We start from the raw sequence: 18,416 nt of genomic DNA on the forward strand, positions 1-18,416 counted from the left end.
TAATACTCTCCTATTATTTTTATATTATTTAATTAGTAAAATGATGGTTTATCCCATTCTGTATTTGGTTCGACTACACCGATACTTTGTGACTTATACAAATCTGGGCTGGCAATAATATTGCTGATCAATTTGGCAATCGCTTGTCTAGTAACTTGAGTTCCTTTCATGGGTTGACCTTGGGGAACAATGTCATAATTATAATTGCCGTCTTGGTTGTACAACCAACTCATTCTTAGGAAGGTATAATCCAAACCACTGTTATCAATAACTGCTGCTGCCTTTTTGATATTGGTATAATCACCCATCATTCTGGCGTTCCACTTACCAAATTTACCTGCAACTTCGTCATAGATACCTAGTCCACCGGCAACAATTAAACGTTTGACGTGTTCTTCCTTCATAACTTTGACAATGTTTTGATTTGCTTCAACAAAATGACCGGTTGCCATATAGACGATATCTTGACCTTTAATAGCCTCTCGCAAATCTGAGATATTATTCCAATCTCCATCAATTAAAGTGATTTGTGAATTTTCATTATATTCAGTCAACCTTTGATTGGCACGTCTAGCAAACAACGTGATTTCGTTGTCAGATTTTTCTAGTAACATCGGAATTAGATATTTCGAAATATTACTCGTAGCACCTAATAAAACGATTTTCTTCATGTAATTCTCCTATCTATTTTTTATTCAAAATGTGATGATAATTGACCACATTGATTTTCTTAATATTGTGTTTGTTAAAAATAATTTTTTCTCCATACGGTGCAAGACTGATAGTTCTCTTACCAACGATCTTCCACGTCCCAGAATAAATATTTTTAACTCCGTATTGGTTTTCATTCCATTTATGATTCTTATGGAAAGTTATCTTTTGATGAAGATTTTTGTTATGATGATTGATCCAAACACCGACAACATCTTTATCCTTAATTTGTTTAACTGTTGAAATACGGTTCGTATTCTTAGCGGCTAAGGAATCATCACTAGGTCCAAAGCGAAAACTAATAAACATTAATATTCCAACAAAGATAATTGTCGATAAAATACCTTTAAACTCTTTGTTCATATCATGCTCCTTTTTTATGATTCGCACTTGATCACAAACACTAGTATAATAGCTTTAAGAAATATTTTAAGAATCCAATGATTAATCCAGTATCAACTTATAGTTCATACTAATTAAGGAGAATAAATTATGGATATAACGCAATTACAAACTTTTGTTCGTGTTAGCCAATACGGTAGTTTCACTAAAGCCGGTGAGCAAAGCTTTATTTCGGGAACAGCAGTTATGAAACAAATTAATCGTTTAGAGAGTGAATTAAACCTTAAACTTTTTGTTAGAACCGCCACTGGGACTAAATTAACCGCTGAAGGTGAAAAGTTTCTTCCATATGTAAATCAGATTTTGAGTTTATTGGATACTGCCATCGAAGAGACTAGAAAGGCCGGTCTTTCAGGACAAAATATCATCAACGTTGGGACTTCTATTTTGCACCCGGCCGACCCGTTCATGGAAATTTGGAAAAAAATAACCGCACAAATGCCGGATTATCAGATCCGTATTGTGCAGTTACAAGAAGACTTACGTTCAAAGAATCGTGAATATGCGATGCTAGGAAAAAATTGCGACATAATAGTGGGAACTTTTGATAACACGACTTTAAAACAATCATTTGATGCAATTACTCTGGGCCAGTATGACTTTGGCATTGCCGTTAGAAGTGACAATCCCTTGGCAAAACTTAGTCAAATTAGTTTTGAAGATTTAGATAATCAAGAATTATTGAGTGTTCCTATGGGAATCAGTGAGAAAAACGACCAATTAAGAAAAATCATTCATGATAAATATCCCACTATTAAAATAGTAGAAACTACAGGACGTTATGATATGAATACTTTTAATCAAGCTGTTGAAGAAAACATTCCTTTGATCACTTTAACTCCTTGGAAGAGAATTCATCCTAATCTTGTTTCTATACCACTGGAAACTGATATCCATGTATCCTATGGGATTCTGACAACTAAATTTCCTGGCAGTAAAGTTGATGATTTCTTGTTAAAGCTTTCAAAAGTACTCAAGTCATAATTTTTCGAGATACACAAAGGACCTTCCCAACATTAGGAAAGGTCCTTTATTTTGTCATAAATCTTTTAATCGTTCCATTAAGTTAGAATGCTTGTCATATAACCTCTTAGCAATTTCAAGGATTTCTGGACGTGCTTGTTCACTATTTGATGATCTATGATTTTTACTTTCAATATTTGATATTTTTCCATCTTCTTTTGAAATATGTATCATCCCCTCATATGCGCATATCCTATTTTTTGTTTCTTTTTTCTATTATATTAGCGATTTCCCTTTCAGTTAAAGTCGAATCTACTGGATAAGAATTAGTCTTGGTAATCTGTTCATATAAAAGGGTTATCGCATCTGTTGTCGTTATACCAAGATTCTTGAGAATTTTTTCAGTGTTTTTTTGAAGCTTCTTATCAATTTCAACTTGAATAGTAACCTCATCTTCTTTAGCCACAGTTTTCGTTCTCCTCTTAATATCTAATATCAATTTCAAACATATAATACCAGAATTTAAAAATGATAACAGCTTTCTACGATTAATTATTCTATTTATCAAACGACTTCTATTAAAAATTCCCTTAATCATCCCCAGCACTTAAAATATCAATTGAAAGAAACATTAAGAAAGTGCCATCATGAGTAAAAAAATTATGGCCATTATTTTACATTAGCATTGAATTACTGGTTAGGTACCAGAAATCAATAATTCTTTTGGTCTTCACTAACCAATAGATCAATAAAATTTTGTATGATGTCCGAAACTTTACGTTGTTTACTCCAAATTACTTGTTGCTCAATTAAATCTGCATCTTTCAAGGGTAAAAATTTCAAATCATTAGTATCGCCGATAAAAGCACCCTTAGCGCATAAAGGATAAGCCGTCTGATTCTTGGCCAAATACAAGGAGTTGGAAACAAGATTTTGCTTACCAACGATATGCAATTCTGACAGCGGAATCCCCAACAAAGTAGTCATTTCAGCTTGAATTAAATTGTTACGAGTTATAAAGATAGGAACACTTCGCAATTCAACTTTTGAAATATCTTCCTTTTTTAAGAATGCTGACTTTGAAACTACTAATCCCCAAGAATCTTTTAGCTGTAAATCCTTCACATAATATTTAGCAGTTTCGCTCGGTTTTAAAACAATTCCTAAATCCAATAAGCCTTGATCTAAACGCTCTTGAATATCGGTACTATCTAGGTCGTACAATTCTATTTTTACACCTGGAAATTGTTTATGGTAGCGCTTAATAGTTTGTGCCAGTAAATTGGCAGCGTTAGATTCAATACACCCAATAGCAATTGTTCCTACTATTTTATTATCAGTTTCTTGTACACGCGTTTTGGCTTGAGTAAGCATCGATAAAATTTGTTTAGCATCCGTTTGTAATTGAACTCCAGCATTGGTCAAAATCATCTGGCGTTGTTTTCGTATAAACAATTCCGTTCCTAGTTCATCTTCGAGTGTCTTTAACTGTCGACTCAAAGTTGGTTGCGTAACGTGTAGTTCTCGTGATGCCTGAGAAATAGTACCCGTTTGGGCAATTGTTAAAAAATATTTTAATAATCTAGTTTCCATACTCTCTCCTATTCAATAAATGGATAGTTTATCTTTTAATATAGGTATTTTACATACTTACAATACTCTCTTATGATGAATTTAGCTAATAAATGAGGAGTGAAAACATGCGAAACGTAATTTTAAATAACAAATTATCTATGCCACAATTGGGTTTAGGTACAATGAACGTCAAAAATTTACCCCAAATATTACCACAAGCTATCGACTTGGGGTATCGATTAATTGATACAGCAGCAAACTACGACAATGAAATTGAAGTTGGTCAAGGAATCAAAAATAGTGATATTGATCGAAAAGATTTATTCGTAACTTCTAAATTAAAAATTCAATCAAATGGTTACGATGGAACGATTAAAGCATTCAATGAATCATTAGAAAAACTAGGCTTGGATTATCTAGATCTTTACTTAATTCATCAACCTTACGGAGATGTTCTCGGTGAATGGCGTGCAATGGAGAAACTTTATCAAGACGGTAAAATCAAAGCCATTGGCGTATCGAATTTTGCTCCATTCCAACTAATTGATTTAACAATGCATAGTGATATCAAACCAATGGTCAATCAAATTGAAATGCATCCCTTCTTCCAAGAAACTTCAGAAGCTAACTATGCTCTGCAAAATGATATTCAACCACAATCTTGGGCACCATTTGGCGAAACCATCAAAGTTTTAAGCAAGCTACCTACTTTAAAAGCAATTGCAAATAATCATCATAAAACAGTTGCTCAAATTATTTTACGTTGGCTGATGCAAAGAAATGTCGTTGCAATTCCTAGTTCTAGCAGTATCAATCATCTAAAGGAAAACATTGATATCTTTGACTTCGATTTGACTAGTCAAGAAATGGACGATATTAAACAACTTGATACTAAAGAATCAACCTTTATCGACCATTTGACCGCTGAAGGGGCCGAATTTCTTTCAAAGGTGAACTAATATGAAAATATATGACATGAATTCTCAAGAATATCTTGACGGCGTAAAAGAGAGCCAACGTAGTAAATCACTTTGTTTCAAACTTAACAACATCAATCCAAACGATGCCAAACTTAGAGAATATTTAGATCAACTCTTTGAAAACCGACTACCCCAAAATAGTACTATTTGGACGCCTACCCAAATTGATCGTGCTAATAAAATTAAGATTGGAAATAACGTCTTTATCAATCATAGTTTAACCACAGTACCTTTAGGTGGCATTACAATTGAAGATAATGTTCAAATTGCTCCTGGAGTAACGATGCTGACAGCTAATCATGATATCGAACACATGAATATTTTAAAAACAGCACCAATTCATATTAAAGAAGGCGCTTGGGTCGGCGCTCGGGCTGTCCTTTTACCAGGTGTAACAATTGGTGAACATGCCATTGTTGGTGCTGGTGCAATAGTGACAAAGGATGTTGAACCATATACTGTTGTTGGTGGTAATCCTGCTAAATTGATTAAAAAACTTAAATAAAAAACAACCTGTAAAATACTATTGTATTTACAGGTTGTTTTTATGTCTTGAATTATATTGAATGATAAACTGATTTAGTCCACGAATATCTCTAACTGATAAAGCTCCAATAAGAACTATTTTTCCAAAATACTTTTTATCAAAGGACGATAAACTATCAATGTCAATATAAGAAGGCTTTTTGCATCCAGCTTTCTTCCAATCTTGAATAGGATAATACTGTTGTCTTATTCGTTCAGATTTATTTGCATACTTAGAAGTTATTTTATAAAGCAATAATTCATTTAATCCATCTTTTAATACTAGGACTGGTCGTCTTTTACCACTGGAACTATTAGTAAATGAAATATAAACCATGACTAAGTCGTTTTTATTCATCCTCTTCTAGCCAGTTTAAAGCTTCCTCTTTGGAATTAATTTTATTTACAGGGAATTTTTCAACCGTATTCATTAATTCATTAGTGGTTTTCTCTCTATCGGTTAACGTTAGATCAACAGGATATGAATCTGTCACAACTATTCGCTTGAATAACATAGTTACTGCAGTTGTTGGGGTCATTCCCAAATTACTTAGGACTTCTTCAACACGTATTAGGTTAATGAAAAATCAATTCTTTATACAGATCTTAATTATCATTTACCAAATGTCTTCTATTAAAAATACCCTTAATTATCTCCAGCACCTAAAATATCAACTAAAAGAAATATTAAGAAGGTGCTCTGTCATGAATAAAAAATTAAGGGCGCTATTCTACATTATCGTTGGAATATTATTTGCTTTTGAAGTTTATTGTCTTTTAACCGATAGTAAATATACCTTATTAATCACTAGTTTGTTGCTTTTTACATTGGCGTTGAGTTATTGGCTAGATACTAGAAATTAGAGAAATTCTTTAATCGCTTCCGATAATTTAATCAAAGGATGCCCAGAACCTGTTCGAATTCAGAGTTATTAGCTAAATTTTCATTCAAGGTATATTGTTGATAATTTTCGGATACGCCGATCCATATTGATGATGGGTCTATTTCAAGAGTTGATCAATGACAAAAACACTGTCTCTTTTAAGTACGTATCAAAAAAACTTCACTAACGAATCCAATTATCAAGCATTAGGATTGTTAGTGAAGTTTTTTTACTCGTAATGATTCCACGCCGAATAAATATGTACTATCTTTTTCTCTTCGTCAATTGAATATACAATACGATGTTGAATATTCAATCTCCTAGAATAAAGTTTATCTTCTGGTGGAAATAATTTTTCAAAGTTATCTGATGGATCATATGGATTTACTGATAACCCTTTAATTATTTCATCAAATTTCTTACGAAATGGACTATTCTTTATCTTTTTTAAATCATTTTTAGAAGAATTCTTAAATTTTATTGAATAAGACATTTCTAAATTTTGTCCCAATCAACACCATTTGTTATATCAGTTTCACCAGAATCGTCAGCAATAGCTTTATGAATTTTATTAAGTGTACCGTCATTCATTAAGTAGAGTGTTTCCTGTAATGATCTATAATCTTTAGCACTCATAATAACTGCACTGTCATCTTCTGTTCGTCCATTTATTTCTATAGGAGTGGAATTTTCATTAACTGATTTAATAATTTTATAAAAGTCTTTTCTTGCTTGAGTAGGATTAGTCATTCTTTGCATTACATGATTCCTCCTTAATATTTACTTGCATCCTTAGTATACAGGTACGTGTTTAAGTACGTCAAATATCAAGTGCTTCACATTACAATTTCGTATATAAAAGTGGATATGGATTACCTTGTTCATCTCGATTGGCTCTTTTATATACTTCAAATCCCATATGTTCGTAAAAACTTTTAGCAAGTGGATTTTGCTCATTAACAGCTAGATCATTGACTGAATATTGTTCTATTCCGTAGTTCAATAATTCCTTACCTAAGCCTTTTCCTCTTTCTTCGTTAGAAACAAAGAGCATTTCAAGGTGCTCGTTTTCAATCCCCATAAAGCCAACAGGAACTTGATTTTTGTTTTCTACAATAATTAAATGTGGTATTTCCTTTAATGCTTGTGGTACATATTTCTTAATACTTTCTATTTCATTTTCTGACAAAAACAGATACGTTTCTTTTACTGAACTTTCCCACACTACTAATAATTGCTCAATCAATGCTTGGGGTCTATCCTATACCTCTTTAATCTTCATTTCTATCTCCTGTATCCTAATTCACCCATTTGTATTCTAAATATAAGTTACATGTCTATGCACGTCAAACAACAAACGCTTTTACCATAATTTCTTTTTGAGTTACAATTTTTATATCAATAATAAAAATGAAAGGAAATTAACCTTGGCATTCAAAACACCCCTAGCTGATCAAATGCGTCCTACTAAATTGGAGCAAATGGTCGGCCAACAAGATCTCTTAAAAACCGGTCAACCACTTCGCCAAATAATCGATAAAACTGTTAACATTCCTTTGATTCTCTGGGGACCTCCCGGGACTGGAAAAACTAGTTTGGCAAGAATCATCGCCAAAAAATACAAATATCCCTTCGTATCATTTAATGCTTCGACTGACAATAAAGCTCAACTAACGCAATCGATCGACACTTACCCTTATCAGTCTTTTGTCTTATTGATTGATGAAATACATCGAATGAACAAAACTCTACAAGATTTCTTATTGCCTTATTTAGAAAATGGTCACATCATGTTGATTGGCTCAACGACTGAGAATCCTATTATGTCAATCGTTCCCGCCATTCGTTCAAGATGTCAGATTTTTGAGTTTAAACCGCTAAATACTGAAGATATTACCAAAACTTTGAAACGAGCTACTGATGAGATTTTCAAATTAAAAGAAGATCAAATTGAAGCCGATTCTTTAAAGTTAATCGCTATTTCTTCTGGTGGAGATTTAAGAATTGCCTTGAACATCTTAGAAACCATCCATGCTATCAATCCCGATAAAATAACAGTCAAAGATGTTAAACGATTTGCTAAGCAACAGCATTTCAGTTACGACAAAAAAGCTACTAAACATTATGATTATTTATCAGCTTATTCTGATTCGATGGCCGGTTCTGAGACTGACGCTGCTTTGTACTATTTGACCGTTCTTCTCAAAAACAACGACTTACCTTCTGTCGTTAGAAGATTGCGGGAAATTCCTTATACTTACATCGGTCTGGCTAACCCACAGCAAGCTACCCAAATAGTGATTGCAGCCAACCAAGCTGAAAAAATCGGCATGCCAAAAGCTAAGTATCCTCTGATGTTTGCGACAATGTTGATGTGTCTGTCACCCAAGTCTGGTTCTTTTGATGAGACTTGGGAATTATTGGACAAAGACACAGAACATCCTAACTTGCATCCAATGCCAAAGGGCTTAAGGGATGCCCACTACAAACATTCAGAAGAGATCACTGGTGGAGGTCTATTCAAAAGTCCTTTTGCCCAACCATTTCAAATTGCTTCTCAAAAATACATGCCAGAAGGTTTTACTGGTAAGCGTTATTATTATCCCAAAAATAATGAGAGTGAAAAGAAGTTTGGCGAACAATACTTAAAATTGCATAAATTCATTTACCATGATGACTACAAAAAATAACTCACGCATCAATTTGCATGAGTTATTTTTTGTATTATAAATTTTCTTTAAAGAAACTATCGAATTTATCAAAAGGAATCAAGTCCATTTTGTCATATAAATCAGTATGAGTAGCTCCGGGAACAATAACTAGTTCCTTAGGATCATTCAAACGTTCGTAAGATTCTTCGGCCATATAACGTGAATGAGCTTTTTCACCAGTAACAATTAGAGTTGGGCGTGGTGAAATAGTTTCGATATGTGATTGAAGGTGGAAATTATAGTAACTCCATGGAGTTGTTGCAGTCCAAGCACTAGCAGAGTTTACTGAACGAGGATGGAAAGCACGACCACGATAGTAATTGAAGAATTCCTTTGTAACTGAATCAGCATCTTCGGGTAGACTTTCTGGGAATAGTACGCTTGATTGCATAGGTTTATCATTTTCATCAAATGGTAATTCATGTAATCCTCTAGCAGGAGTGCCTTTTTCAGCATCTTCCCAACGTTGTTGTGCCAAAGCTTGTTTTTCAATTTCACGTTGCTTCTCAGACTTAGAATTATTCAAACCCATCCACATTGAATCGGACATGTCATACATAACTGATGTAGCAACTGCCTTGATACGTACATCGATTGAAGCAGCAGTTAAAACGTGACTACCCAAACCACAAATACCGATAGCACCAATTCTTTCACGGTCAACGAATTTTTGTAAACCGATGAAGTCAACAGCGGCTGAGAAATCTTCCACAAAAATATCTGGTGAAGCAACATCTCTAACACTACCAGAACTTTCGCCAGTTGTTGATTGATCAAAAGCTACTGTTACGAAGCCATTTTCGGCCATAGTTTGTGCATATAGACCACTAGATTGTTCCTTTACGGCACCAAATGGTCCAGAAATTACAATAGCTGGGTATTTCTTAGAACTATCGAAGTTCAAAGGTAAATACATGTGGCCGGCTAAAATAAAGCCAAAACGATTTTTGAAGCGGACATTTTGAACATCAATTTCAGGGTTGATTTTAAATACTCTTGTATCATTTGCTAATTTACTCATAAATATTTTCCTCATTTTTCTTTATTAAATATCTTGTTTGATTGGACGAATGATCATTTCATTTAAATCCATATTTTCTGGTGCGTTGATAGCGAAAACAACTGATTTAGCAATGTTTTCAGCAGATAGACCAATTTGTTTCTCAACTTCAATTTCAGCTTTTTGATTATCAGCATTACCAATTGATTTATACAATTCGGTTGCTACCGAACCAGGTGAAACGATAGTCGTTCTAATATTGTTATTGTGTTGCTCTTGACGAAGTCCTTCCATGATGGCACGAACAGCAAATTTAGAGCCATTGTAAACTGCCAGATTGGGAACAACCACGTGACCAGCTACTGAATCGGTGGCAATAATGTGACCAGATTTTTGTTCAATCATTGTTGGCAATACTGCAGCGATGCCGTTTAAGACTCCCATGACGTTAACATCTAGAATTCTTTGCCATTCATCACGAGCACGATTTTCCAAAGCATTGACTGGCATGACACCAGCATTATTGTATAGAACATCTACTCGACCAAATTCTTTTTTAGCAGTGTCGATCAAAGCTTGTACTTCATCAAAATTAGTTACATCGACTTTTTGAGTAATGATATCCTCATCTGGAAATTCTGCCTTTAGTTCATTTAAACGGTCCAATCTTCTGGCACCAATGACCAATTTTGCATGCTGTTTAGCTAACTCTCTAGTAGTGGCAGCTCCAATTCCGCTGGAAGCACCAGTAATGATAACGACTTTTTCTTTATTCATTAAAAAACCTCTCCTTTTTTGACTTCTTGGGCCGGATTCCCCATGACGACTGTATTTGCTAAAACATTCTTCGTTACTACAGAACCTGCTAAAACAACAGCTTCTTTGCCAATTGTGACGCCTGGCATGATCGTAACGTTTGCTCCAATATTAGCTTTTTGTTTGATGACAATTGGAGCTTTATTTTTAGTTTGATAATTAGTCGTTAAAAGTGTTGTGTTCGGTCCAATAATTACGTAATCCTCAATTATTATCTTGCCGATATCGACCATCGTGACATCACAGTTGATGAAAATATTTTTACCAAATTTTATGTTACGGCCATAGTCGGTATGAAACGGTAATCTAATCTCGTCAGTTGAATCCAATTGATAACCAAGTATTTCACTCAATAGCTGATTACTTTCTTGGGAACAAACTCGACTAGTATTTAAATGCTGTAGCAAGCGTTGATTCTGTTCAACTAAACGCTCGTCGACATTAAAAAGTTCTGATTGACAAGTCATTTGATTGCTCCTTTCAACTGAATGACTATAGTATAAAAGGATTTGCTAAATATGTGAAATACTTCTAAAATATGGATAAACATAATTATAAGTTATGGAAGGAATCGATTATGGAATTACGAGTTTTACGTTATTTTTTAGCTGTTGTTCAAGAAAAAAACATCACTAAAGCTGCCGAAAAATTGTTGATCTCACAACCTGCCCTCTCTAAACAGTTATCAGACTTAGAAGACGAGTTGGGAACAAAGTTGTTTATTCGTGGACATCGGCAAATAACTTTAACTTCTGAAGGTCAATACCTTAATACTAAGGCCGAAGAAATGGTCAAACTGGCTAAAAAAATCAGCGCTAATATTCAAAGTAACCAGATTATTAGTGGTGACTTGACGATTGGTGCTGGTGAAAGTATTGGGATGAAACGAATTCTCGATGTCTTGGGAAATATTAGTCAAGACTACCCTGATGTCAAAACTCACCTAATCAGTGGGGATGCTAATGAGATGGAAAAAAGTCTCAACAATGGGACTCTAGATTTTGCTGTCTTTATGGGTGAAAGGGATTTGGATGATTTCAATTATTTACAGATGCCTGAAACTGACCATTGGGGTGTCATCATGCGCGAAGATGCATTATTGGCTAACAAAGAAGTTATTGAACCAAAAGATCTTCTGAATCTTCCATTATTAGTATCATCCCAAGCTCTATCTAGTCATCGTTTTGACAATTGGTGGGGCAATCTTGGTCCAGAGATGAATATTACTGGAACTTTTACCCTTGCCTACAATGCCGAATTATTAGTACAAAGTAGCCATTCTTATATGCTGACGTTTGATCATTTGCTGAATAGAAATAATGTTCAGAATTTAATCTTCCGCCCAATATCTCCACAAATAATTGAACCAATCACCGTAGTTTGGAAAAAGAATACTGTTTTATCTAAGGTCTCGCAGTTATTTATAAAGCGTCTAAAAGCCTCACTTCAAAAATAGTCAAAAAAAAATACCCCCAAAATCATGGAGGTATCTTTTTGACTATTTATTTATTCCCAATCATAGTCAGTTGGGTCATTTAGTCCACGTCCTGTTGCCTTGTCAAGCATGATTCTTTGTTCGAAGTGAGCAACATTACGTTTTGTAGCTTTGACCATGTCAGGGTTAACTGATACATAGTCAATACCGCATTGAATCAAGAAGTTAGTAAAGTCTGGGTATTCTGATGGAGCTTGTCCACAGATTGAAACTGTCTTGCCATCTTTATGAGCTGTCTTGATTAAGTGATTAATAGCACGTTTTACAGCCAAGTTACGTTCGTCAAACAATCTTGAAACAGTATCGTTGTTTCTATCGCAGCCTAGAATCAACATTGCTAAGTCATTTGATCCGATTGAGTAACCATCAACGTACTTATTGAATTGATCAGCCAAAATAATATTTGAAGGAATTTCAGCCATCATGTAGATCTTGAAGTCATCGCCACGAACTAAGCCTTCATCTTTGATAATATCGGTAACTTTTCTAGCTTCGTCAACAGTTCTGACAAATGGAATCATGATATTCAAGTTCTTCAAACCAAATTCGTTACGAACTTTCTTGACAGCACCAAGTTCTAGTTTGAAGGCTTCAATATACTTAGGATCGTAGTAACGAGAAGCACCACGCCAACCTAACAAATCAGCTGGTTCATGTGGTTCATACTTGTCTCCACCCTTGAGGTTACGGTATTCACTAGACTTGAAGTCTGATAGACGTAAGACAACTGGTCTTGGAGCCATAGCACGAGCAACTTTAGAAATACCATCAGCCAACATGTTGATGACTTTTTCTGGATGGCCTTGTTCAATCAAATATAGTGGGTGCTCGTGAATAAATGTGGTCCACAAGAATTCTTCTCTCATTAGACCAATACCATCAGCTGGTAATGTTGAGTACTTTTCAGCTAAGTCTGGATCACCCAAGTTCATCATGACACCAGTTGCTGTTGGAGCAAATGTTTCGGCAGCTACTACTTGTCCGCTAGCAGGTGCGTTACTCTCAGCTTTCTTAGCGATTCCTTCCACTTTACCGGCATAAACGATACCGTTTGTAGCATCAACTGTAACTACATCACCAGTCTTGAATGATTCTGTAGCAGCTTGACCTTTACTCTTAGTACCAACGATACAAGGAATCTGCATTTCTCTTGAAACGATAGCAGCGTGACAAGTCATACCACCATTGTTAGTTACGATAGCAGCGGCTTTCTTCATAGCTGGAACCCAATCAGGAGATGTCATCAAAGTAACTAAGACTTCACCTTTCTTGAATTTATCAATGTCATCAGGGGAATCGATTACGTGAACGACACCACTAGCAACACCAGGACTAGCAGGTAAACCACGAACTACTACTTTAGCATCTGATTCAGCTACAGTATTTTCGTCGTCAGATTCTGCTTTCTTCTTCTTATTTCTTTGTGACCAAACTGTTTCTGGACGAGCTTGAACGATCCAAAGACGATTTGTGTTCTTGTCCAAAGCAAATTCCATATCCATGTAACAGCCATAGTGACGTTCGATTTCCTTAGCATATCCAGCTAATTCAATAACTTGTTCGTCAGTAAGAACTTGTTTTTCTTGTAATTCTTCAGGAACTGCTTTTTCAACAGTACCCTCATCAGGATTTCTTTCCAATTGAATTGTTTGTTTAACGACGTTCTTCTCGTCAATCTTCATTGATTGTTTGTCGACAACGAAGTGGTTTGGTGTAACTTTACCTAAAACGATATATTCACCTAAACCATAAATTGAATCGATAACGATCTTAGATGCATCCCCATTAGCAACGTTAACTGAGAACATAATACCTGAAGCCTTTGAGAAGACCATCATTTGAACTGCAGCTGACAAAGCAACTTTTTCATGTGGGAAGTGTTGCTTGTGTCTATAATATGTTGCACGATCTGTAAATAGTGAAGAATAACATTGTTGTACACGGTTAACTACATCAGCAGCTCCCTTAATATTTAGATAAGATTCTTGTTGACCAGCAAATGATGCGTTTGGCAAATCCTCAGCTGTAGCAGAAGATCTGATAGCAACAAATGGATTGTCTTGTCCAACTTTCTCAGATAAATCAGCATATGCCTTTTCGATATCATTAGCTAAATCGTCAGGCATTTTTGCGCCAACAATCAAGTTTCTGATCTTTTCACATGTTGCATGTAGTTCATCTGAATTTTCGTAGTCCTTGATACCCTCAAGCAATGCGTTAACCTTATCGTTTAAACCTGTTTGAGCCATAAAGTGTTGATATGCACGTGCGGTTGTCGCAAAGCCATAAGGCACAGGTACATCCATCGAAGAAGTCATTTCTCCCAGTGAAGAAGACTTTCCTCCTACTAAATTAACATCTTCCCGATGTAACTCATCAAACCATAAAACATTAGCAGTATCACGACTACTCATAAATATTACCTCCTTTTGATTTTTACCTTGAATCTTTCCGAGAGTTGAAATGTAACCGCTTTCAACCACAAGTTCATTATAGTTCACTTTGTAACAAAATGTTACCCTATTTTATGTTTTTTCATCGAAAATTTTATGATTTCTTTTGAACGATAAAATTGGTATAACCATCACAGCACCACTATATTTGTGCTATCTATGGATGATTGAAAATGATTGGTATTGATTGAGACAAAAAATATATTTTGTTTCTTGCAAATTAATTGTTTCACAATATGGGGCTTTTTAAACTCATTTTTATCAATCTTTTCTTTTAAAAGGTGAAATATCAATGGTGGATCTGATAATGAACATATAAAAAAACTATAGTCATCAAAATTATATAAATCATTGTTTCTTAAATTAGAAAAAACTACATAATCTGTGACCAATTTTTCCAAATTTTATATTCAAAATGGAAAAATTACCTTGTGTCTGAGAGACGTATTCTATGAATAACATGTGTACAAGTGGTAGTTTAAAGAATGAACTTGACCATAGAATTAACATTCACAAAAATGGCTCTTTTTTGTCAAAAACGGGGGCTATTTGTAAATAATAGCCCCTGCAAAATGTTGACGTATCAGCACTTAAAAACTACAATAAAATAGTAGGGGTTATTTATTAATATAACTAAATAATAGTCCCCATGATGGAGGAGCTATGAAACAGCTAGTTTTACCTATAAAAGATACAAATATCCTAAATGAAGTTAAAAATACGCTTCTGAGGAATTTTAAATATGGTCGTCGTAACTACACAATTTTTCAGACTGGCAAAGCAACTCTACTTCGAGTATCCGATGTTATGTCTTTGAAGTATAGTGATGTTTTTGACGAGTATGATGAATTACGAAAAAATGCTTATATCCACGATAAGAAAACTGGGAAACCGAATACTTTGTATTTGCGACCAATCAAACGCGATTTATTGATTTATCAAAAATGGCTTTTGGAAAATCACATTAATTCAGAATGGCTCTTCCCTTCAATGCAACGTCCTAATCGACACGTTTCGGAAAAGCAATTTTATAAGATTATGGCAAAGACCGGAGATTTATTAGGAATTAATTATTTGGGGACGCATACGATGAGAAAAACTGGAGCTTATCGTGTCTATATCCAATCTAATTACAATATTGCGTTAGTCATGCGTTTGTTGAATCATAGTAGTCAACAGATGACTCTAGCTTATTTAGGATTAGATCAGGAATCCCGTGAACAAATGCTTGATCAAGTTGACTTTGGATAATTAAACAAAAAGGCAGCCCCAACAAATTAATGTTAGAGCTGTCTTTGTTTTTATGTTTTTTATTCTAAATTAAATTTTTGGAAATGTTCTTTTAAGTAATCGATTGTTAAACTTGATGCATTTTCAACTAATTTACTTGGATCACCGGCAGCCATTAATTTACCACCAGCGGCACCACCTTTTGGACCTAAGTCAATTAAGTAATCAGCGTTGGTCATCAAATCTAAATCGTGAGTAATGATAATAATCGTTGCTCCTTCTGATTTTAATTTATTCATGACGCCGAGCAATGTTTGAACATCAATTGGATGTAAACCGACAGATGGTTCATCGAAAACAAACATAGTCTTATCCTGTTTGCCATTCAGATGATTAACCAACTTTAATCGTTGAGCTTCCCCACCAGATAATTCTGGAGTGCTTTCACCGAGATGTAAGTAATTTAGTCCGATTTCGTCCAATAGCTTTAATTGTTTTTCAATTTTTGGAACAGATTCAAAAATCTTTAATGCATCTTTAACTGATAAATTGAGTAAATCAACAATGGAATAACCGTGCCAGTGAATTTGTTGGATCTCATCCTTGAAACGATTGCCATGACAGTATGGACAAACTTCGACCATATCTGGAAGATACTGAATATCTAAGGAAATTTTTCCGATACCACCACAATGTTCGCAAGCACCTTGTTTATTATTATAGGAAAAGTTCGAAATAGTATATTTTCTAGCTTTAGATTCAGGCAAATCAGCAAACATGCGTCTTAAATTGTCCATGATTGTCGTATAAGTTGCTAAACTTGATCGCGTATTTTTACCAACTGGTTTAGCATCGATGCTGACAACATTAGTTAATTTGGTATCTAGTTTTGTAACTTGTTTGGGTAATGCCTGTTTGTTCTTTTTACTCTCAATAGCTGGTACTAAACTATCCAAAATCAAGCTAGTCTTTCCAGCTCCTGAAAAACCAGTAATAGCAGTTATTTTATTTCCGGGTATTGAAGCTGAGATATCGTGTAGATTGAAATAATCTTTAACTTCGAAATTTGTTGTTAGATCTGCAGCATTTTTCTTTGAAGGTACCTTTTCATGCATAATATTTGCTTTTCCAGAAATAAACGGACCGATTAACGAATTCTTATCATGAACTAATTCTTGCGGCGTGCCTTGAGCTATAACATTTCCACCGGCATCTCCAGAACCCGGACCAATTTCAATCACCCAGTCAGCAGCATTGATGATGTCGACTTCGTGATCAACGACTACTAAAGAGTTCCCTTGATCAATCAATTTATGAAAAATATTGATCAAACCTTTAACGTTATCAGGATGTAGCCCAATTGATGGTTCATCTAAAACGTAAAGAACACCAGTTGTTTCAGTTCTTAAAGTCTTTGCCAATTGAATTCGTTGCAGTTCACCGGTCGACAAAGTATTACCATTTCTTGATAAGGTCAAATAATCTAGTCCTAAATCAAGCAGTGGCTGTAAGGTATCATGTAAATTCTTAAAAAGTACTCTAGCCATGGCTTGCAATTCTTGAGGTAGTTCTGACTTTGTCTGTACTTCCCAATCACCAAGTTTACCTAGGGTTAAATCAGATACTTCAGCAATATTCTTCTTGCCGACGATTTGTGTTAATAATTCAGGATTCAAACGTGTTCCGTGACAAGTTGGACATACTGAAAAATGGAAAAATTGATTAATTTTATTGATAGAACGTTCACTTTTAACAGTCTTTAAAGAGTCATAAACTGCTTCATAGGCGTTCTCATACAGTGTTTTATCAGTGTGAAAAACACGACCGGTCGAAGTCCTGAAGTCAACCGAATATTGTTTCTTTTCACCGTGTAAAACGATATTTTTTTCTTTATCAGTTAAATCTTTATAAGGAACATCAGTCCGGACTCCTAGAGTTGCTGCAACAGTTGGCATGAAATTTCTTCCAGGAAGGTGCCATGAAGCAACCACTCCTTGATCAAGTGTTAATGACTCATCGCCGATTAATTTACTTTCATCTAATTCACGAATTTTACCAGTACCATGACATTGCACACAGGCACCACCAGAATTAAAGGCGAAATCTTCGGCTGACTTGGCCATGAATTCAACACCACAGACGGGACAAGTAATCACTCCCATACGGTCTCCCGGTAAATCCATCGCTTGAGCTATTTTAAGACTAGGTTTTATTCGGTGACCATTTGGACAAACCGTTGATCCTAAACGTGAAAAAATCAATCTAATAACATTAAAAATTTCACTCATCGAACCAACAGTCGATCTTTCGGAAGGAACTCCAGGACGCTGACGTAAAGCGATTGCTGAAGGAATGTGCTTAACTTCTTGGACATCTGAACGTTTACTTTGGCTAATTCGTCTTCTCGTATAAGTTGATAAAGCTTCTAGGTATCTTCTCGAACCCTCAGCGTACAAGATACCCATAGCTAACGAGCTTTTCCCCGATCCGGATGGTCCAGAGATAGCCACAAATTTATTCAAAGGGATGTCAACATTGATATTTTTTAAATTGTTGACCTTTCCTCCTCGAACCTCAATTTTTTTATCCATACAATCAATACTTCCTTTTTATGAATAATGATTTAACAGTTAATTACATTTTTAATGACAGTATAAATTATATATACAAT

General features: G+C 34.9%; 19 protein-coding genes and 1 pseudogene. 6 read left to right on the plus strand and 14 right to left on the minus strand.

Annotated elements, in window-relative coordinates; genetic code table 11:
* Positions 1–32: 32 nt before the first annotated feature.
* Together G6534_RS05025 and G6534_RS05030 are read right to left on the minus strand one after the other, a co-directional pair.
* A complete protein-coding gene (locus G6534_RS05025; RefSeq protein ID WP_059073369.1) occupies positions 33–671 on the minus strand; it encodes an NAD(P)H-binding protein in 639 nt (212 codons plus the stop codon).
* A gap of 13 nt (positions 672–684) precedes the next feature.
* Positions 685–1,074 carry a hypothetical protein gene (locus G6534_RS05030; protein ID WP_182083212.1) on the minus strand — a complete coding sequence of 130 codons (390 nt, stop codon included), beginning with the start codon at positions 1,072–1,074 and terminating at the stop codon, positions 685–687.
* A gap of 129 nt (positions 1,075–1,203) precedes the next feature.
* Here G6534_RS05030 and G6534_RS05035 point away from each other — a divergent pair, with 129 nt between their 5' ends.
* Complete coding sequence (locus G6534_RS05035) at positions 1,204–2,097, plus strand: LysR family transcriptional regulator (RefSeq protein ID WP_059073367.1); 894 nt, start codon at positions 1,204–1,206, stop codon at positions 2,095–2,097.
* A 232-nt stretch (positions 2,098–2,329) separates the two neighbouring features.
* Here the strand turns inward: G6534_RS05035 and G6534_RS05040 are convergent, their stop codons facing one another.
* Positions 2,330–2,542: a type II toxin-antitoxin system RelB/DinJ family antitoxin gene (locus G6534_RS05040; protein WP_182083213.1), complete on the minus strand. Its 213-nt coding sequence runs from the start codon at positions 2,540–2,542 to the stop codon at positions 2,330–2,332.
* 245 nt (positions 2,543–2,787) lie between these two features.
* The gene (locus G6534_RS05045; RefSeq protein WP_059073365.1) at positions 2,788–3,669 is read right to left on the minus strand and encodes a LysR family transcriptional regulator; all 882 of its coding nucleotides are present in this window, start codon (positions 3,667–3,669) and stop codon (positions 2,788–2,790) included.
* Positions 3,670–3,776: 107 nt separating this feature from the next.
* On the opposite strand from G6534_RS05045, the gene G6534_RS05050 reads away from it, so the two are divergent.
* Both G6534_RS05050 and G6534_RS12360 read left to right on the plus strand, forming a co-directional pair.
* Positions 3,777–4,610: an aldo/keto reductase gene (locus tag G6534_RS05050; RefSeq protein WP_182083214.1), complete on the plus strand. Its 834-nt coding sequence runs from the start codon at positions 3,777–3,779 to the stop codon at positions 4,608–4,610.
* A gap of 400 nt (positions 4,611–5,010) precedes the next feature.
* A pseudogene (locus G6534_RS12360) lies at positions 5,011–5,136 on the plus strand (sugar O-acetyltransferase); the annotation flags it as partial.
* Positions 5,137–5,163: 27 nt separating this feature from the next.
* Here G6534_RS12360 and G6534_RS05060 read toward each other — a convergent pair.
* The 5 genes from G6534_RS05060 to G6534_RS05080 all read right to left on the minus strand — a co-directional run bounded on the left by G6534_RS05060 (position 5,164) and on the right by G6534_RS05080 (position 7,286).
* Entirely contained in the window at positions 5,164–5,514 is a 351-nt protein-coding gene (locus G6534_RS05060) for a type II toxin-antitoxin system PemK/MazF family toxin (RefSeq protein WP_059073362.1), read from the minus strand.
* Positions 5,507–5,695: a type II toxin-antitoxin system RelB/DinJ family antitoxin gene (locus G6534_RS05065; RefSeq protein ID WP_152999934.1), complete on the minus strand. Its 189-nt coding sequence runs from the start codon at positions 5,693–5,695 to the stop codon at positions 5,507–5,509. Before G6534_RS05065 ends, G6534_RS05060 begins: the two co-directional genes overlap by 8 nt.
* Before the next feature lie 574 nt (positions 5,696–6,269).
* The gene (locus tag G6534_RS05070; protein ID WP_059073490.1) at positions 6,270–6,533 is read right to left on the minus strand and encodes a Txe/YoeB family addiction module toxin; all 264 of its coding nucleotides are present in this window, start codon (positions 6,531–6,533) and stop codon (positions 6,270–6,272) included.
* Between the two features lie 2 nt (positions 6,534–6,535).
* Positions 6,536–6,799, minus strand: coding sequence for a type II toxin-antitoxin system Phd/YefM family antitoxin (locus G6534_RS05075; RefSeq protein ID WP_059073360.1), 264 nt, complete (start codon positions 6,797–6,799; stop codon positions 6,536–6,538).
* 82 nt (positions 6,800–6,881) lie between these two features.
* Positions 6,882–7,286, minus strand: coding sequence for a GNAT family N-acetyltransferase (locus G6534_RS05080; protein WP_182083216.1), 405 nt, complete (start codon positions 7,284–7,286; stop codon positions 6,882–6,884).
* A 181-nt stretch (positions 7,287–7,467) separates the two neighbouring features.
* On the opposite strand from G6534_RS05080, the gene G6534_RS05085 reads away from it, so the two are divergent.
* Positions 7,468–8,730, plus strand: a complete 1,263-nt coding sequence (locus G6534_RS05085; RefSeq protein ID WP_152999932.1) for a replication-associated recombination protein A — start codon at positions 7,468–7,470, stop codon at positions 8,728–8,730.
* 34 nt (positions 8,731–8,764) lie between these two features.
* Here G6534_RS05085 and G6534_RS05090 read toward each other — a convergent pair whose 3' ends face one another.
* The 3 genes from G6534_RS05090 to G6534_RS05100 are packed head-to-tail and all read right to left on the minus strand — an operon-like array spanning position 8,765 to position 11,034.
* A complete protein-coding gene (locus G6534_RS05090) occupies positions 8,765–9,772 on the minus strand; it encodes an alpha/beta hydrolase (protein ID WP_059073359.1) in 1,008 nt (335 codons plus the stop codon).
* 24 nt (positions 9,773–9,796) lie between these two features.
* On the minus strand, positions 9,797–10,528 hold the full coding sequence (locus G6534_RS05095; protein ID WP_059073358.1) for an SDR family oxidoreductase: 732 nt from the start codon (positions 10,526–10,528) through the stop codon (positions 9,797–9,799).
* Entirely contained in the window at positions 10,528–11,034 is a 507-nt protein-coding gene (locus G6534_RS05100) for a DapH/DapD/GlmU-related protein (RefSeq protein WP_182083217.1), read from the minus strand. The genes G6534_RS05095 and G6534_RS05100 overlap by 1 nt, the downstream gene beginning before the upstream one ends.
* Before the next feature lie 110 nt (positions 11,035–11,144).
* Here G6534_RS05100 and G6534_RS05105 point away from each other — a divergent pair, with 110 nt between their 5' ends.
* Positions 11,145–12,023 (plus strand): LysR family transcriptional regulator, encoded by an 879-nt coding sequence (locus tag G6534_RS05105; protein ID WP_059073356.1) that lies wholly within the window; start codon positions 11,145–11,147, stop codon positions 12,021–12,023.
* A gap of 50 nt (positions 12,024–12,073) precedes the next feature.
* Here G6534_RS05105 and ppsA read toward each other — a convergent pair whose 3' ends face one another.
* Positions 12,074–14,476, minus strand: coding sequence for a phosphoenolpyruvate synthase (ppsA, locus tag G6534_RS05110; RefSeq protein ID WP_059073355.1), 2,403 nt, complete (start codon positions 14,474–14,476; stop codon positions 12,074–12,076).
* A gap of 702 nt (positions 14,477–15,178) precedes the next feature.
* Between ppsA and G6534_RS05115 the strand changes: the two genes are divergently transcribed.
* Positions 15,179–15,766 (plus strand): site-specific integrase, encoded by a 588-nt coding sequence (locus tag G6534_RS05115; protein ID WP_010019812.1) that lies wholly within the window; start codon positions 15,179–15,181, stop codon positions 15,764–15,766.
* Between the two features lie 59 nt (positions 15,767–15,825).
* Here the strand turns inward: G6534_RS05115 and G6534_RS05120 are convergent, their stop codons facing one another.
* The gene (locus G6534_RS05120; RefSeq protein WP_059073354.1) at positions 15,826–18,336 is read right to left on the minus strand and encodes an excinuclease ABC subunit UvrA; all 2,511 of its coding nucleotides are present in this window, start codon (positions 18,334–18,336) and stop codon (positions 15,826–15,828) included.
* Positions 18,337–18,416: the final 80 nt, after the last annotated feature.

The organism is Companilactobacillus pabuli, from assembly GCF_014058425.1.
Taxonomy (GTDB): Bacteria; Bacillota; Bacilli; order Lactobacillales; family Lactobacillaceae; genus Companilactobacillus; species Companilactobacillus pabuli.

What these genes read in the sequence shown, in the direction of transcription:
- G6534_RS05025 (WP_059073369.1), bottom strand. Translation starts at nt 671, where the DNA reads ATGAAGAAAATCGTTTTATTAGGTGCTACGAGTAATATTTCGAAATAT.
- G6534_RS05030 (WP_182083212.1), bottom strand. Translation starts at nt 1,074, where the DNA reads ATGAACAAAGAGTTTAAAGGTATTTTATCGACAATTATCTTTGTTGGA.
- G6534_RS05035 (WP_059073367.1), top strand. Translation starts at nt 1,204, where the DNA reads ATGGATATAACGCAATTACAAACTTTTGTTCGTGTTAGCCAATACGGT.
- G6534_RS05045 (WP_059073365.1), bottom strand. Translation starts at nt 3,669, where the DNA reads ATGGAAACTAGATTATTAAAATATTTTTTAACAATTGCCCAAACGGGT.
- G6534_RS05050 (WP_182083214.1), top strand. Translation starts at nt 3,777, where the DNA reads ATGCGAAACGTAATTTTAAATAACAAATTATCTATGCCACAATTGGGT.
- G6534_RS05060 (WP_059073362.1), bottom strand. Translation starts at nt 5,514, where the DNA reads ATGAATAAAAACGACTTAGTCATGGTTTATATTTCATTTACTAATAGT.
- G6534_RS05065 (WP_152999934.1), bottom strand. Translation starts at nt 5,695, where the DNA reads ATGACCCCAACAACTGCAGTAACTATGTTATTCAAGCGAATAGTTGTG.
- G6534_RS05070 (WP_059073490.1), bottom strand. Translation starts at nt 6,533, where the DNA reads ATGTCTTATTCAATAAAATTTAAGAATTCTTCTAAAAATGATTTAAAA.
- G6534_RS05075 (WP_059073360.1), bottom strand. Translation starts at nt 6,799, where the DNA reads ATGCAAAGAATGACTAATCCTACTCAAGCAAGAAAAGACTTTTATAAA.
- G6534_RS05090 (WP_059073359.1), bottom strand. Translation starts at nt 9,772, where the DNA reads ATGAGTAAATTAGCAAATGATACAAGAGTATTTAAAATCAACCCTGAA.
- G6534_RS05095 (WP_059073358.1), bottom strand. Translation starts at nt 10,528, where the DNA reads ATGAATAAAGAAAAAGTCGTTATCATTACTGGTGCTTCCAGCGGAATT.
- G6534_RS05100 (WP_182083217.1), bottom strand. Translation starts at nt 11,034, where the DNA reads ATGACTTGTCAATCAGAACTTTTTAATGTCGACGAGCGTTTAGTTGAA.
- G6534_RS05105 (WP_059073356.1), top strand. Translation starts at nt 11,145, where the DNA reads ATGGAATTACGAGTTTTACGTTATTTTTTAGCTGTTGTTCAAGAAAAA.
- ppsA (WP_059073355.1), bottom strand. Translation starts at nt 14,476, where the DNA reads ATGAGTAGTCGTGATACTGCTAATGTTTTATGGTTTGATGAGTTACAT.
- G6534_RS05115 (WP_010019812.1), top strand. Translation starts at nt 15,179, where the DNA reads ATGAAACAGCTAGTTTTACCTATAAAAGATACAAATATCCTAAATGAA.
- G6534_RS05120 (WP_059073354.1), bottom strand. Translation starts at nt 18,336, where the DNA reads ATGGATAAAAAAATTGAGGTTCGAGGAGGAAAGGTCAACAATTTAAAA.